Annotated in this window: 15 protein-coding genes; 6 read left to right on the forward strand and 9 right to left on the reverse strand. The window is 53.2% G+C overall.

Annotated elements, in window-relative coordinates; genetic code table 11:
• The first annotated feature begins 73 nt into the window (after positions 1-73).
• The 6 genes from ABD949_RS02130 to fabG are packed head-to-tail and all read left to right on the forward strand — an operon-like array spanning position 74 to position 5,398.
• On the forward strand, positions 74-2,251 hold the full coding sequence (locus ABD949_RS02130; RefSeq protein ID WP_345240106.1) for a tetratricopeptide repeat-containing sensor histidine kinase: 2,178 nt from the start codon (positions 74-76) through the stop codon (positions 2,249-2,251).
• 57 nt (positions 2,252-2,308) lie between these two features.
• On the forward strand, positions 2,309-2,614 hold the full coding sequence (locus tag ABD949_RS02135) for a (2Fe-2S) ferredoxin domain-containing protein (RefSeq protein ID WP_345240108.1): 306 nt from the start codon (positions 2,309-2,311) through the stop codon (positions 2,612-2,614).
• 48 nt (positions 2,615-2,662) lie between these two features.
• Complete coding sequence (locus tag ABD949_RS02140) at positions 2,663-3,352, forward strand: YjjG family noncanonical pyrimidine nucleotidase (protein WP_345240109.1); 690 nt, start codon at positions 2,663-2,665, stop codon at positions 3,350-3,352.
• 25 nt (positions 3,353-3,377) lie between these two features.
• Positions 3,378-4,157, forward strand: a complete 780-nt coding sequence (locus tag ABD949_RS02145) for a 3-hydroxyacyl-CoA dehydrogenase (protein ID WP_345240110.1) — start codon at positions 3,378-3,380, stop codon at positions 4,155-4,157.
• 15 nt (positions 4,158-4,172) lie between these two features.
• On the forward strand, positions 4,173-4,628 hold the full coding sequence (locus ABD949_RS02150; RefSeq protein ID WP_345240112.1) for a MaoC family dehydratase: 456 nt from the start codon (positions 4,173-4,175) through the stop codon (positions 4,626-4,628).
• A 29-nt stretch (positions 4,629-4,657) separates the two neighbouring features.
• Positions 4,658-5,398 (forward strand): 3-oxoacyl-ACP reductase FabG, encoded by a 741-nt coding sequence (gene fabG / locus ABD949_RS02155; RefSeq protein ID WP_345240113.1) that lies wholly within the window; start codon positions 4,658-4,660, stop codon positions 5,396-5,398.
• A 72-nt stretch (positions 5,399-5,470) separates the two neighbouring features.
• Here fabG and ABD949_RS02160 read toward each other — a convergent pair whose 3' ends face one another.
• From ABD949_RS02160 to ABD949_RS02200, 9 genes are all read right to left on the reverse strand, one after another.
• Positions 5,471-6,433, reverse strand: coding sequence for an AAA family ATPase (locus ABD949_RS02160; RefSeq protein WP_345240115.1), 963 nt, complete (start codon positions 6,431-6,433; stop codon positions 5,471-5,473).
• Positions 6,434-6,604: 171 nt separating this feature from the next.
• Positions 6,605-7,981: a peptidylprolyl isomerase gene (locus tag ABD949_RS02165; RefSeq protein ID WP_345240117.1), complete on the reverse strand. Its 1,377-nt coding sequence runs from the start codon at positions 7,979-7,981 to the stop codon at positions 6,605-6,607.
• A 26-nt stretch (positions 7,982-8,007) separates the two neighbouring features.
• Positions 8,008-10,317, reverse strand: coding sequence for a peptidylprolyl isomerase (locus tag ABD949_RS02170; protein WP_345240119.1), 2,310 nt, complete (start codon positions 10,315-10,317; stop codon positions 8,008-8,010).
• Positions 10,318-10,543: 226 nt separating this feature from the next.
• A complete protein-coding gene (locus ABD949_RS02175) occupies positions 10,544-10,900 on the reverse strand; it encodes an avidin-fold protein (RefSeq protein ID WP_345240121.1) in 357 nt (118 codons plus the stop codon).
• A gap of 19 nt (positions 10,901-10,919) precedes the next feature.
• Positions 10,920-11,999, reverse strand: coding sequence for an agmatine deiminase family protein (locus tag ABD949_RS02180; protein WP_345240124.1), 1,080 nt, complete (start codon positions 11,997-11,999; stop codon positions 10,920-10,922).
• 221 nt (positions 12,000-12,220) lie between these two features.
• Positions 12,221-13,270, reverse strand: coding sequence for a hypothetical protein (locus tag ABD949_RS02185; RefSeq protein WP_345240126.1), 1,050 nt, complete (start codon positions 13,268-13,270; stop codon positions 12,221-12,223).
• Positions 13,271-13,318: 48 nt separating this feature from the next.
• A complete protein-coding gene (locus tag ABD949_RS02190) occupies positions 13,319-14,347 on the reverse strand; it encodes a hypothetical protein (RefSeq protein ID WP_345240127.1) in 1,029 nt (342 codons plus the stop codon).
• Positions 14,348-14,388: 41 nt separating this feature from the next.
• A complete protein-coding gene (locus tag ABD949_RS02195; RefSeq protein WP_345240128.1) occupies positions 14,389-15,117 on the reverse strand; it encodes a hypothetical protein in 729 nt (242 codons plus the stop codon).
• A 221-nt stretch (positions 15,118-15,338) separates the two neighbouring features.
• Complete coding sequence (locus ABD949_RS02200) at positions 15,339-16,211, reverse strand: carbon-nitrogen hydrolase (RefSeq protein WP_345240130.1); 873 nt, start codon at positions 16,209-16,211, stop codon at positions 15,339-15,341.

Consider the following 16,211-nt stretch of genomic DNA (forward strand, 5'->3'; position numbering starts at 1 on the left):
TACTAACAGATAATTATTTATCTTTAGCCGGGTGTTGATCGGTAAGGCGGGGCAGGCAGTTAAGAATTGATCTATGAGACACGTCGCTGCTTTATGGTGCTTTTTATGGCTGGCCGGCCCTGCTTCGGCCCAGCGTGCGCCATTACCCGAACTTAACTTCGACCGGCGTAGCGATAAAGCCTATTTAGACAGTTTAAAGAGTGTTGGTGTACGACACCTGAAAGAGGTAGATGGGTTGCCGCGTACCGTCCTGAACGACTCCCTTAAGCTGGAAGGCCTGCGGTTCATGGCCCTGGTCTATAAACAGGTGCAGGGTTCGGCACGGGACAGCCTTCACTACTATGCCAGCAGACTGGTCACGCAGGCCATCTCCTACAACAACCGGGTGTATGCTGTCCGGGGACATATGCTGGATGAGTACTATTTCCGGGTATTTAAAGGGGATTACCCGAAGGCGCTCCAAATCAACCAAAAAGCATCAGAACTGTGCGTAGGGCTGCCCAGAGAAACGTCTCCGCTCTGGCAGGTGCATATGAATATGGGCGACATACACCTCCTGCTTAAAGCGTATGACATGGCGCTCCAAAGTTACGAGAAGTCGTTGGTGCTGTTACCCTATAATACGCTAGTGAAAGAGCGGAATCGTAAGTTGCTGATCAGTCAGGTACTTAGCCAGATGGGCGACGTTTATGATAGCCAAGGGCGGTACGACGACGCCCGCAACAGGTTTGAAGAAGCGCGTACCATCGCTTACCAGACCAATTCACAGACCAACATTGCTTATACCAATCAGCGCTTAGGGGAGTTCTTTATGGCGCGTAAACAACCCGAACAGGCCACCCGCTATTTCGAAGAAGCCTTAACCATCTGGAACCGGCTGGGAGATGTGCCCGGACAGGCATCCGTCTGGTCGCGGCTGGCCGAGGGGTACCGGCTGCTGAACCAACTCGACAAAGCCATTGAATACGGAGAGAAATCGTTGAAAGTAGCCCGCCAGCGGGATAGTAAGCGCCTGTTGCAAATGGCCACATCGGCCCTGTATCAGGTATACCGCGCGGCAGGCAAACCGGACAAGGCACTGGCTATGTTTGAAGAATTTGTAGTCGTGCGCGACAGCCTGACCAGCCAGAAACGCATCGACGAAATTGTTGCGATTCAGAAACGTTACGATATTGAGAAAGTACAGGCAGAAGCTGAAAAACAGCAGTTGATTCAACGACAGCAGTTGATGAATATCCGCCGACAGGTTGAACTGGATCAGTTAAAGGCAAAAGTGGAAGCAGAGCAACTGGCCGCTGTAGTGCGCGAAACCCAACTGAAGCAAAAAATAGAGGCAAGCCGGCTGCGGGCCGCCAACGAAAAAAATCAGCTGGAAAACAGAGCCCGGATAAATACGCTTAACCAGAATCTCGAACAGCAGCGGTTGACCCGGCAATTTCTGGTGGTTGGTTTATTGATGCTGCTGGCTTTTCTGGCGGTGTTTATTCGTAAAAACCGCCAGATTGCTCACCAGAAGCAGCAGATTGAAGGACTCAATCACGGGCTGGAAGACAAAGTGCGGGAACGCACTGCCGAGCTGGAAGCCGCCAACCACCAGCTGCTGACCAAAAACCGGGAAATTGAAGAAGCCCTGCTGCGCGGTCAGACGCAGGAGCGCAAACGCGTAGCCGCCGACCTGCACGATAACCTGGGCGGTATCCTGTCGGCTATCAAAATGAGCCTGTCCGCCCTCAACGCTACCCGGCTTTCCGAGCGGGAGCAGCACATTTACGAAAACCTGATGCACATGACCAAAGAGGCTTATGCCGAAGTTCGTTACCTGTCGCATAACCTGCAGCCGCAGGAACTGGAGAAGCAGGGGCTGGCCAAAGCCCTGATCCGGCTGGTCGACAAACTGAACAATACCCAACTGACCCGTTTCAAACTGGATGTGGCCAGTTTGCCCCCTCTCGATAAAAACACCGACTTCCAGTTGTACTCCATTTGCCTGGAGCTCTGCAACAACATCCTCAAACACGCCAACGCGACCGAGGCCGAGATAACCTTCCGGCGCATTGGCAGCGAGCTGACCATGGTCGTCAAAGACAACGGGCGGGGCATAACCACCTTAGAATCGTCGGGTATGGGCCTGCAGAACATTCAGGAGCGGACCGAAGCGATGCACGGCCGGCTGGAGGTCGTTTCAGAAACCGGTTCCGGCACTACGTTCCTGTTTATGTTACCGCTTTCTTCTGATGTAGCGATGGCGTGAATCTGAAATGTGCCCAAAGTTTCGGACCTTTGCGGCTCACGTTCGGAACACAATCGCATGAAATTCAAGAAACACGTCTTTATCTGTACCAACCAAAAGCCGGCTCCCAAGAAAAGCTGCGGAGAAGAACATGGGCTGGCCCTCGTCGAAGCGTTTAAACAAGCACTCAAGGATCGTGGTTTACAAATAGACATTCGGGCGCAGAAAGCCGGCTGTCTGGATACCTGCGCCCTTGGCCCGTCGGTGGTGGTGTACCCGGATGGTGTAAACTACGGTAATGTTCAGCTTTCAGACGTTGACGAAATCGTAGAAAGCCACCTGGTCAATAACCAGCCCGTCGAGCGGTTGAAGCTTACTTTTTAGTTACTGTGGGGCAGTTCAACTGCCCCACAGTAACAATTACTCGACTTTATGTATAAGCATCTCTTTTTTGATTTAGATCATACACTTTGGGATTTTGACCGGAATTCAATTGAGTCGCTGTGCGAGATGTACGAAAGTTTCCGGCTGGCAGAGGCAGGCATCACGTCGGTGGAGGAGTTCTGCGAGCACTTCCTGCAGATCAACAAAAAACTCTGGGCCGATTTTGACCGGAATATTGTAACCCATACCTATATCCGGGAGAACCGGTTTCCGCTGGTGTTTCAGGCGCTGGGCTTACCCGATACGGCGGTATGCAGCCAACTGAGCGACGAATACCTGCGACTACTGCCCCGCAAGCCACACCTCACCGAATCGGCCAAAGACGTGCTCGATCACCTGAATGGCCGCTACGAGTTGCACATCATCACCAACGGCTTCAACGAGATTCAGGCGATCAAGATGGAAAGCTCGGGGATCACCGATTACTTTAACCACATCATCACTAACGAAAAAGCCTCGTCGAAAAAGCCCGACCGGCGCATTTTTGAATTTGCCCTGGCGGTGAGCGGAGCGACCGTCGGAGAAAGCATCATGATCGGTGACAACTACGAAGCCGACATCCTGGGCGCACAGACGGTGGGTATGGATACGGTTTTTTATAATCCGGCCGGTCTGGAAGCGCCCCAAAAGCCGACCCACGATATTCGCCACTGGAACGAGTTAATGGCTATATTGTGATCCCGAAGAACGTATATCAACAAACATGCTGTTAGAAAACGCAACCGCTTTAGTGACCGGAGGGGCGTCTGGTCTGGGAGAAGCTACTGTCCGTCAGTTTGCCGCTGGCGGAGCTAATGTGGTCATCCTCGATATGAACGAAGAACGCGGCAAAGCGCTGGCCGACGAACTGGGGGTAAATGTCCTCTTCTGCCGGACCGATGTGTCCAGCGAGACCGACGTACAGGCCGCTATTGACCTGGCCGTACGCGCCTTTGGTGGCGTCCACATCATCGTCAACTGCGCCGGCATTGCCGAAGCCCGGAAAACCATAGGCAAAGTCGGTGATACCTACGGGCCGCACTCCCTCGCAGCGTTTGAGAAAACAATCCGGGTCAACCTGATTGGTACCTTTAACGTAATTCGCCTGGCAGCCTTCGCTATGGAGAAGAACCAGCCCAATGAAGAAGGAGAGCGGGGTGTGATCATCAACACAGCCTCGGTGGCCGCTTATGATGGGCAGATTGGACAGGCGGCCTATTCAGCCTCTAAAGGCGGTATCGTGGGCATGACCCTGCCGATTGCCCGCGACCTGGCCCGCACCGGCATTCGGGTAATGACCATTGCACCCGGCCTGTTTGAGACACCCCTGCTGGCGGCTTTGCCCGAAGAGGCCCGTCTCTCGCTGGGGCAGCAGGTGCCGTTTCCGTCGCGGCTGGGCCGACCCAAAGAGTATGCCTTACTGGCCAGGTCCATTGTGGAAAATCCCATGTTGAATGGTGAGGTCATCCGGCTGGATGGTGCCATTCGCATGGCGCCGAAATAACTTAACCCTATACGTATGCAAACCTTCGCTACCCTTGCCGACCTGAAGTCCTGCGTCGGACAGGAGATCGGCACTACGCCGTATCTCACCGTTACGCAGGAGATGATCAATGACTTCGCCAAAGCAACGCTCGATTTCCAGTGGATTCATATTGATGTAGAGAAGGCAAAGACCCACTCCCCTTTTGGAACGCCCATTGCGCATGGGTTTCTTACCCTGTCACTAGCCCCTAAATTCATGTCCGATTTGTTTCGGGTGGCGTCCGTAAAAATGGGGGTAAATTACGGGGCCAACAAAATCCGGTTTACGTCGGCAGTACCCTCGGGCAGCAATGTCCGGATGAAAGCTACGTTGCTGGAAGCCGAGCCGGTAGAAGGGGGCCTGCGGATCACTATGAACTGCGTCTTTGAGCTGGAAAAACAGCCTAAGCCGGCCTGTGTAGCCGAGCTCATTTCTCTCTTGTTTGAATAAGTCCGCATATATCCTAAAACCACCATAGAATGCCACGTTTACAGGACCGAATTGCCATCATTACCGGAGCCGCCCGCGGCATCGGCAAAGCTGCCGCCGAAGTCTTTTGTCAGGAAGGAGCCACCGTCATTATCTGGGATTTACTGGACGTCGGCGAAGAGACCGCCCGGACATTACGGGAACAGGGCCACCGCTGCGAGTTCATGCAAATCAGCACCACCGATGTACCGGCCATTGAAGCCGTCACGCGGGAGATTGCCGACCGCTACGGCCGCATTGACATTCTGGTGAACAATGCCGGTATCACCCGCGACAAAACCCTGCTGAAAATGTCGCACCTGGAGTGGCAGCAGGTTATCGACGTAAACCTGACGGGCGTATTCAACTGCACCAAAGCCGTTGTGCCCTATATGGTTGAAAACAAGTATGGCCGCATTATCTGCACATCGTCTATTGTGGGCGTGCATGGTAATTTCGGGCAGACCAACTACACCGCAGCCAAGGCGGGTGTAATTGCCATGTGCCGCACCTGGGCCAAAGAATTGGGCAAACACGGCATTACGGCCAATGCGGTAGCGCCCGGCTTCATCAAAACCGATATGACCGATGCCATGCCCGAAGAAATCCGGCAGAACCAGATCAAACTGATACCCGCCGGCCGAATGGGAGACCCCAAAGACATTGCCAACGCCTACCTGTTCCTGGCCTCCGACGAAGCGTCTTTCGTGAACGGACAGGTACTGGGCGTCAACGGCGGACAAGCTTCCTGATACCATAAAAAAGCGGGCAGCACACTCTACGAGAAGTGCTGCCCGCCTTATTTTTTGGCCTGAGCATGGCTGTTACATCATCCGCTTTACCAGATCATCGACAGTGATGCCTTCGGCTTCCGCCTTGAAATTCCGGACAATCCGATGCCGTAGAATCGGCATGGCTACCGCCCGTACGTCTTCAATATCGGGCGAATACTTCCCATTCAGCAAAGCATTGCATTTGGCGGCCAGAATAAGCGCCTGCGACGCCCGCGGTCCGGCTCCCCACTCCAGGTACTGATTCGCTTCGCCCGAAGCCAGTTCGGTATTCGGGCGGGTTTTGTGTACCAGTTTTACGGCGTACTCAATGACGTTATCAACCACGGGTACCCGGCGCACCAGGTGCTGATACGCCTGAATTTCTTCACCCGAAATCACTTTCTGCACTTCGTACCGCTCGTCGGAGGTAGTGCTCTTCACAATGTCCAGTTCCGACCGGTACGAAGGATAATCCAGCCAGATATTGAACATGAACCGGTCGAGCTGCGCTTCCGGCAGGGGGTAGGTTCCTTCCTGCTCAATTGGGTTCTGGGTGGCCAGTACGAAGAAGGGGCGCCCCAGGGAGAACTTATGGCCGGCAATCGTAACGGCATATTCCTGCATGGCCTCCAGCAGCGCCGACTGGGTTTTGGGTGGCGTCCGGTTGATCTCATCCGCCAGGATGATATTGGCAAAAACCGGTCCTTTAATGAATTTGTAGTTACGCTCCTGATCCAGCGTTTCGGAGCCGAGAATGTCCGACGGCATCAGGTCAGGGGTAAACTGAATCCGGTTGAAACTCAGGTCGAGGGCATTGGCGATGGTCTGGATGAGGAGCGTCTTGGCTAGACCCGGTACACCAACCAGCAGACAGTGTCCCTGGCAAAAGATAGCGGTGAGCAGCAGCCGGATCGTCTCGTCCTGACCAATAACTACCTGAGAAATTTCACTTGTAAGTTTTTTGTACGAATCGTTGAGGGCTTCAGCAGCCGCAACATCTGATGTGTAGGGCACAGGGTGTCAGAATTAGAATGGTGAATGAATAATCAGAACTTACTAGTTAACCATGTGAGCAATCAGGAAAAAGTTGTATGGGCAGGCGGCAATACGCTTATAAAAGAGTGCAACAGTTAGCTAACTGTTGCACCGTATTTATTGTTCATTACGGTCCGCCGTCGCGGTTCATTAATTCCCGCCGGAGGAAGCTGCACTTTCCTGTGACGTTCCGAAAATACGGCAACTGTTGTATTCCGGGTCTACCGTAATATATACATCACCGACTGACTTACGGAACCAGTCGTCGATGGCGCGATTCTTTTTATTGGCCATCACGATGTTCTGTAACTTCTCGAAATCGGTTTTGAAGTCGGCCGTGTGGGGCGGAACCTTGTTCTTAAAGTACAAAATCCGCATGGCACTTTTTCCGTCTTCTGTCCGGTACGGCATCGGCACGGTCACCGAGCCTACCTTCATGGAGTCGAGCATCATAAATAGGCTGTAGTCCATACTGCCATCCATGGGCATCATAGAGCTCCCCGATTCCGGATCGCGGATCAGGCCACCGGCATCCGACGTACCTTTATCTTCCGAATGTAATTTAGCCGCTTTCGCAAACGTCAGGCTGTCGGCCACGATCAGTGTACGCAGGCTGTCGAGGAAACTCGTCGGATCCGTCAGGTCCAGCCGGTTGTAGTCCGGACGCAGCAGAATGTGCCGGGCATGGTACTCAGCTCCGCGTGTTTCAACCAGTTGGATCAGGTGCAGGCCAAACTCGGTCTCCACGATATCCGACATCTCACCCGGCTTCAGCTTTAGGGCTGCACCTTCAAACGGAGCCACCATGGCGCCCCGTTTTGCGTAGCCGAGGTCACCACCGTTTTGGGCAGATCCTACATCCTCGGAAAATTCTTTCGCCAGTTTGGCGAAGTCTTCCCCTTTCTGTACCCGTTCTTTCAGGTCCAGCAGCCGCTTGCGCAGTTCGTCCTTCTGCTCTTTGGTTATCTTGGCAAAGCGGACAATATGCCCTACTTCTACCTCGGCGGGCATATACGGTAAGCTATCTTTGGGGATGGCATTGAAGAACTTCCGGACATCGTTGGGGGTTACCTTGATCTTCTCCGTAATGGTCGACTGCATCTTCTGGATGGTCATCTGCTCTTTCACCTGCTGCCGCAGTTCGCTCTTAAGCATCTCCAGACTTTTGCCATAGGCTTCCACAATATTCTTCTCCGAGCCAAACTGCTGAATCATGTACGACATCCGGCTGTCGAGTTGGTTATCCACCAGCTTATCATCGACAAACACGGAGTCAATCTCTGATTTGGCCAGCATCATTTTCTGGATAACGAGGCTTTCGAGCAGCTGACACTTGGCAGGTGGCGTCTGGTTCTGCGCCACGTAATCCTGGTAGGTCCGCTCCAGGTCGGACTTAAGGACGTAGTAGTTATCGACTTTCGCAATGATCTTGTTCAGGGTAATGCCCTGCCCCTGCGAAAAGGCCGGAATGGTGAGCAGACAGCTCAGCAAAACTCCCAGACTTATGGTAATTCGTTTTTTCAGCATGATAGTATGAAATAAGCGGGAATGGTCTATTTGATCAGTTTGCGCATTTCGTCTTCGTTAATCTGCACCGGAAAGCGCTGTTTCAACTGCGCCAGCCACTGCTTCTCCAGAAAAGCCTGGTAATCGTTAATGACCGCCCCCCGGGCCTCGTCAAAAGTCTTTAAGCGGGGTTTCTCTACCCGATTTATAATAACCAGTACCGATTTATTATCCGGATGCAATATCGTGGTGCCGGGTTTCCACTCTACCGAGTCCAGGTGCGGGTTGGTTCCTTCGGCAAATACGCCCTCTGTAATCGTAACAGCATTTGCATTTTTCGCGTTCAGCACCTTCTCCACGTCTTTTTTGGCCGTCGAGAAATACTGGAACGTGATCCGGCGCTGGTCGGCGGCATCTTTCGCACCGGCCTTGCTACCGGGCCGGAAAGCGCCATGGTCTTTTTCTATAATACGCAGCACCGATACCCCATTGCTCATCAGGTAGCTGACCACCGAACGGATACGACCAGCTGATACCGTATCTTTCTCGGAAGCCTCGCGTGAGCCGGACACTTCAATTACGTACTCCGGATTACGCACCATTGTCACCAGAATATCATACAGAGCCTCTTTCTGTTTAGTATCCAGTGTTGTCTTATTTCTGGCGTAGACGATCTCCGGAGCCGACCGCCGGAGCTGATACGGACTGCTGGCCAGGGTCTGCCGGGCCTGCTGAAGCATGTCATCGTTGCTGGCTACAACCACCGTGGCAAACGCCCGCTCCGGAAAGCCGTACTTCTGTTTGTTCTGCTCGTAGTACTGCCGCTGGCCCAGCGAATCGGCCATGGATTTCTCCCAGACGTTCTGCTCCATCATCTGCGACAGCAGTACGCCATCGCGGATCTCGTTCAGCAGCGCCCGGAACTCCGTGTACTTGTTCTCCAGATTAGCCTCTTCGACGGCAATTAGCTGGTCCCCAACAAACCGGTCGAATAACCGCTGCATAACCACTCCTGGTGCTGAACCGGCCGTCCGGGGTTGCTGCTTCTGACGGACATAGGCAAAGAACTGATTTACCGTAGCCGGCTGGTTGTTTACGCTCACCAGGGTCTTTCCGTCCAGCGAAGCCTCCAGCGGCTGCTGGTAATTCCACTTGCCCTGTAGCAGGCTGCTGTCTGCTTTGGCCAGCGCGGCCTTCAGCACAGATTCGTTCGGCTTAACTGAATACTCTTTCTGGAGTCGCTGAACCGTTGCCTGCCGGATCAGATCGGCCCGGGAGTCGGTTACTACTTTCTGGCGTAAGGCGGGGGCCAGCTCCGTATAGGGTTCCAGGGGCTTCCGCTCAACCAGCTTCAGAATATGCCAGCCATAGTTGGTTTTTATGGGTTTGGAGTAGCTGCCCGGTGTACTCAGGCCAAAAGCAGCATCTTCAAAAGTGGGTACCATCTGGCCGGTAGCAAACGTTGGTAGCAGACCGCCGTTGCTCTTCGATTGGGCATCGTCGGAAAATTCCCTCGCCAGTCCATCGAAAGCGCCACCCTTCTGTAGTCGGTTATATATCTCATCAATGCGGGCTTTGGCGGCTGTCTGCCCGGCCTCATCGGCGCTGGGACTGATGCGCACCATAATATGCGCCACCTGAATCTTACCCCGGCTCGACCGGCGGTCGTTTACCTTAATCAGGTGGTAACCAGACCGGCTGCGCACCGGCTGCGAAACGTTCCCCACGGGGGTAGTATAAGCGGCTGTCTCAAACGGATATACCGTCTGAAACGCCGAGAAATACCCCAGCGATCCGCTATTCTGGACAACGGTCGGATCTTTGGAATACTGACGGGCCAGGGCGGCAAAGTCTTCTCCTTTCAGCAGCCGCTCGCGCAGCCCCTGAACCGTCTGGAAAGCCGCCAGCGTATCGGCCGGGAGGGCATCCTCCGCCACCGCAATCAGAATATGTGACGCGTTGACTTCCTCCTGCATCCGCTGATAAGCCTCTTCCGAAAGCTGTTCCACCAATGCTTTGTCCGTCAGGTACGACTGCGCCAGTTGTTTGCGATAGGTTTCAATTTCTTCGCGGAACGACTCGGTGGTATCCCGGCCTTCCTGCTCGGCGGCCAGTACCTTCAGTTTCAGATTCGTGTACAGATCCAGGTAGCCTTTCAGATCCGTCCGCTGGGCGGAGTCACCGGAAATCTGGTTTTTGGTATAAGACTGAAAGAAATCGTCGGTGGTAAACCCTTTGTTGCCCAGGGTCAGGATAACCGGCTCAGCGGGAGTGGCTTTCTGAACCGTTGGCGCTGCGGTTTTACAGGCGGCTACCAGAGCCGATATCAATAGACCACTGGCTACGCGGCCGGACATTTTGTAAGAGGGACGTAACGCAGGGAATTTAAAAAACGGAATGCGATAAGAATGGGTACGCATGGAAACCTTTTTAAGACTAAAACAGCCGCTCCGGTTGGGGTTCGGCTGGTGGCGTTTACATGTTCAGTAGCTTCTGAATCGAACAGGTAAGTGGTAGTTAAGCCTGTTTCGATAACGAAAGATACAACCAATTATTGATTCTTCGGCTTGATTTTAAGGGTTTTTAATAATTCCGGGCCACCTCTTCCACGACCGACTCGCCCGACGAACCGTCACCGGAGGTCCACTGCCAGCGCTCATGCAACCGCAATCGCCCATCGGACAGGTATTGTGGTACAGAATGGCAGCGGCCGGTCATCAGCTCACCCGCCTGGTTGACGTGCTGATAGCGCATATCAAGGCTGTTGTCGGGATTCACCGTCGCGATCAGAAAGCCCTTCACAATAGCGCCCCCCGCATAGTCGGCCCAGACTATTTTCCCTTCCTGCTGATAGTTGAAAAGCGTTTCGGTCCCAACCTCACCATTTTCGGTATTAGCCACCGACCGAAACACCTTTCCCTTATATAGCTCTTCACCCATAACCGCCGGACGACTCTGTCTAAATGCCTCCCGTTGAGACGTTACCTGCTGTGGTATCCAGCGTCGGCTCCTGCTGACTAAGGCAGTGGAAACTACCCAGTCCCCAGATGATTTCGGTGGAGTCAATACCAACCACCTTGCGGTCGGGAAAGCACCGCTCCAGAATATCAATGGCTTCCTGGTCCTTGTCGCACCGGAAGGTAGGTACAATGACGGCCGCGTTACAGATGTAAAAATTGGCATAAGAAGCCGGCAGGCGCTGCCCATCGATGATAACCGGGTCCGGCATGGGCAGTTCAACTACATTCAGTTGCTTGCCGTTGAGTAGCCGCATCTCCTTCAGGTCGACGTGGATGTCGTGCAGAAACCGGTAATTGGGATCTTTCGGATCGGGTTCGCAGGCGGCCACCACGGTGTCCTCGTTGACCCAGCGGACGGTATCATCAATGTGACCGTCGGTATCATCACCAACAATCCCTTCCTCCACCCATAACACCTGCTTTACCCCGTAGTAGTCGCAAAGGTACTGCTCAATCTGCTCCTGGCTCAGGTGAGGGTTCCGGTTTTCGTTCAGCAGACACGCCTTGCTGGTGAGTACGGTACCATTGCCGTTAAACTCGACCGAACCGCCCTCCATCACAATGCCGGCATTCACGTACGGCAGCTTCCGGTAATGAGCAATTTCGATGGGTATCAGATCATCGCGGTCATAGGGCGGGTATTTAGCCCCCCATGCATTGTAGCCCCAATTGACAATCAGGCGCTGACCCAGATCCGGGTTGATCAGAAATGCCGGGCCATGGTCACGGCACCAGGAGTCGTTGACGGGGTGCGCCAACAGTTTAATATTGGCCAGGTCAACGCCAGCCATCAGCAGCCGCATTTTCGCCCCCTGAATGATATACTCGTTGTGGGCATTGATGCAGACTTCTTCGCCCTCGGCAATGGTTCTGATAAATTCTAAATAAGCCGGAAACATGAGCTCCTGCCGTTCTTTCGACCAGGACGCTTCAGTATGGGGCCAGCTTAGCCAGGTAGCCGCGTGCGGGTGCCACTCGGCCGGAAAGAAAAAGCCCTGCTGGGCGGGAGTTAAAGCCATCGATTAACTGAATTTTAGACTTGCTGTTTAAGCAGGTTGCAAAGATACGCTTTCAAAGGATTAACTCGGATTTGAGTGGGAATGATTCAGGCTGAGAGGGAAAAGTTAGTGGGGTAATGGGGCATAAGAAAAGAAGACGGGCTCAAGCCCATCGGTACGTAGCGATGGGCTTGAGCCCGTAACCTGGTTAACCAATGAACTAATTCACCACTCAACCAACCCTACGCCTGGGGCAAACTCAGCAGGAAGCCAATGGTAAAGTTAGCATCCCAGTCGAAGACGAACTGATTGCAGCCGGTAGCGTCGGCAATGGCTTTGTAAATTGTCAGACCGGCTTTGTTTTTGGCGTTGTCGCCCTTGTAGCCGGATGGTGCGTTCAGGACGGTATACCGCTCTTTGCCGTTGCGAACCTGCTTGGCCAGTTCAAACGGTACCCCACCGATGATGAAGCAGGTTTTACGGTTATCCGACGGTATTTTGGAGGCCTGCTCTTTTACGCCATTATACACGGTTTCATCACTGGTATTGTTCTGGTAGTATTTGGAGCCGTAGGTTTCTATTGCCGAAATACGCTCACCTTCTTTCCAGGAGATCTTCGTGTTTCCGGAGCCAATGTCGGTCACAAAGGCACTGTTTTCGTACTGTGCCGGCAGCACCGACCGCAGGGCATATTTTCCCTCCTGCTCGGGTGTTACGGTGTTCACTACGTAGTTCAGCGACTTCAGCGCCCGGATGATCTTCTGCGTATTTTCGGCTTTTACCGCTCCGGAGCTCACCACAAAGTGAATGTCGCGCCCATTGACACCATAGTCCAGCATGCCGGCGATGTACTTCTTCAGGCCCTCGCGGATGTCGAAGTCGGAGGCCATGTTCTCAAGCACCAGGCTGTTACCAAACTCCGCTTTTTCCAGCTTCCAGTTTTTCTGACGGTCGAGGTTGATAATAAAGGAGTTGAACCCACTAGCCCCCAGTTCAACTACCCCTTTGAGCCTCCCGTTGGTTGGCGCAGGGGGTGTGTAGGCAAACCCGGCGCGGTCGGCGCTGGCCGTTACCTGAGGAGCCGCTGCCGATGATTGCTCAGAGGATGTGCCCTCCGGACCAGCCGAAGGTAACGTTGGCGAGCCTGTTTCATCTGTTTGCTCAGTCGTTTCGCGGGCAGGAGCCATTTTGCGGAGCAGTTCATTGCCCCCCAGCATTCTGAATCCAAAATATAAGGCCGCAAGAATCAGGGCCGTTACGAACAGCCTGCCGGCTACGGTTAAACGTCTCATGTTGGTGAACGAAGTTGAAAGGTTGAGAAATAAACGGTTAAGATAAATTTAGTCTAACAGGCTGCGGTAGCCTTCATCTTTCGGCGGATTGACCGGCCGGGCCTGCATTGCCGGCGTTGCCACCGGCGCATCCAGTTGAATAAGCTTGAAATCACCTTTGTTATAGGCTTCCAGCAACTTCTGCCCCTTGTCGGACATGATACCGTTCTGAATATCGACCGAGTTGATAAAGTCCATCGACAGGTCCATGGCCCGCTTCATTTCGCCAAGTTTCTGGCTCATATCATCCTGGATGTACTCCATCGACTGGTCAAAGTAAAACTTCTTGTCCGGATTACCCTGGAAGATACTGACAGCGGTTTTGAGGGCGTTGGAGCTTTCCTTCACAATCTTGTATTCGACCTCCTTCAGCTTAACCTTGATCTCGGTTTCCCGGATGATGTAGTCAGCGCTTTTGTTGACCTTCTCCATAAACTCCAGCACCAGTCTGATGTTCCGTTGCAACGGCAGTAGCTTTTCGTTCATTTCCTGCAAACCCGCGCCTTCGATGGTTGCCAGCGAAGCGGCTTCCCGCATACCGGGCCGGTCAGACAGGCTGTTGGCCTTGTTGGCTTCGGCAAACTTCTGCTTAATCAGGTCGTTATTGTGGGTGATCTGCTTGTTCAGCTTCACCAATTGCCCCTGCAACTGATTGATCTGCCCCTGCATCTTCTGGCGCTTGTCTTTCAGATCCTCAATGTAGATTTTCATGATGGCGATCGGATCGAGCTGGATTACCACGCCCGTGATCTTGCGCATTAGTGTCTTAAAGAGAAAGAATACCGCTGTCCGGACGTCCTTACTGGTAAACAGAAAGATCAGCAGGCCCAGAGCCGCCAGCAGCAAGGCCAGATATAAGGTATTCTCGGTCACTTCAATCAGAAAAGCGACTACCCGGTTGAAATAGTAGAGGCCAAACCCAGCGATAGCGGCCAGAAAGAAGAAGCCCGCTATACCCTCCGGGCGGTTCCAGAAGGAACGTTTTTCCACGTCGGTGGTACTACTGCCACCGATTTGCGAAAAATCAGGAGTTGCCATTGTCTTGTTGGTTAGAATAGGGTTGAAAGCGTTTATTTACGTTACTTCAGGTAATTAGCGATCTTGGTCAGATCGGCTTTAATCTGCTCCACGAAGGTATTATACGTCACCTCGTAGGTTTGCCGGTTCTGGTTTATCTTCTGACTCTGTTCGTCAATCTCCGCGCCGATTTTGCCCAGCCGCTCGTTGTTGGCATTGATCTTGTTCTGGAGTTCCAAAATTTGCTTTGCCAGGTTTTCATTCACCGTCTGAAGCTGCTTTTGCTCATTTTGCAGCCCACCCACTCGTTCCGCCAGCGCATCATTAACACTCTTTCGAAACGATTCACGATCGGCGTTCAGCGCGCTCAAATACTGATTGGCGGTATTGGTCAGTACGCCCACATCGGTTACCCCACCCATCGCTTTAAAGCTCGCCCAGGCGGCCTGGTATTGTTTTTCTTCACCCAACCCCAGGTTGGATAAGTTGCGGAGCGTTTCGCGGAATTCAAAGTAGTCGGGTCCCTGCGGGTTGGTTTTTTCCAGCACGGCGGCAAAGTGTTCAATGAACTTGGTCTCCGATGACGAAGGCCCACCCGCCGGCGTCTGGTTTACGGCATTGGGCGTACCCGTACCAGGTACGGAGGTACCCGGTAGGGAAGCTCCTGTGGCCGCTGCCGGCCCCGCTATGACAGGGGCATTAGGTTGCGCCGACGCGGATCCATTATCCGGATCTTCTTTCACAAAAAAGCTCAGAATTTTCCGGCCTATACTCTTTTCCTGTTCTGGCATGGTTAAGAATCGTTGTTTTGATAGGACAATATTACAAGGTAGGGAATAAACCGCATATCGGATTCCGATGAACGGTTACGGGGCTTGACAATAGTACCAAAACCGGGCCGGATTTTACGCAGTATGGGCAGAAAATCAACAATAGATCAGCTACTTACATAAAAAAAGCCGGGTTATGCACCCAGCTTATCAGTATAGTCAATCTTAGCCAGCGTACCGGCTTACTCATCTATATATCGTTTCGTGATCGGCTGGTAGCTATCGATGCGCCGGTCGCGAAAGTATGGCCAGGTCGTACGGTATTTATCAGACAACGCCAAATCTACCTCCTGCACGTGGACGACCTCATGGTCGTGCGGAGCCAGGTACAGCAGCGAACCGAACGGATTGGCTACAAACGAACCGCCCCAGAACTGCTGGTCGGCCTCGCGGCCCACCCGGTTCACGGCCACCACGTGTACGCCGTTGGCGATGGCGTGCGACCGCTGAATCATTTGCCAGGCGTTGTACTGCTCGTCATTCTGCGTTGAATCCGGTTCGTTGGTATCCCAGCCGATGGCCGTCGGGTAAAACAGGATTTCGGCTCCCATCAGCGCGGTAATGCGGGCGGCTTCCGGATACCACTGATCCCAGCAGATCAGCACCCCAATGCGGGCGTATTTGGTATCAAATACCTTGTACCCCATATCGCCCGGTGTGAAGTAAAACTTTTCGTAATAGCCCGGATCGTCAGGGATATGCATTTTCCGGTATTTGCCCAGGTAAGTTCCGTCGGCATCCAGTACGGCGGTGGTATTGTGGTAGAGCCCTTGCGCCCGTTTTTCAAACAACGAGGCAATAATCACCACTCCACACTCGCGGGCAACGTCCGACAGGCGGTCGGTCGACGGTCCGGGAATGGGTTCGGCCAGCTTAAAGTTGTCGTGGTCTTCTACATCGCAGAAGTAGAGCGAGGTAAACAACTCCTGCAGACAAACGATCTGGGCACCTTTGGCGGCTGCCTCCCGAACGCCCTTAATAGCCTTTTGCAGGTTGGCTTCCACATCGGCCGTACACGACATCTGCACTAACCCAATATTCACTTTTTTTGCCAT

It is taken from the genome of Nibrella saemangeumensis, from assembly GCF_039541915.1.
GTDB lineage: Bacteria > Bacteroidota > Bacteroidia > Cytophagales > Spirosomataceae > Nibrella > Nibrella saemangeumensis.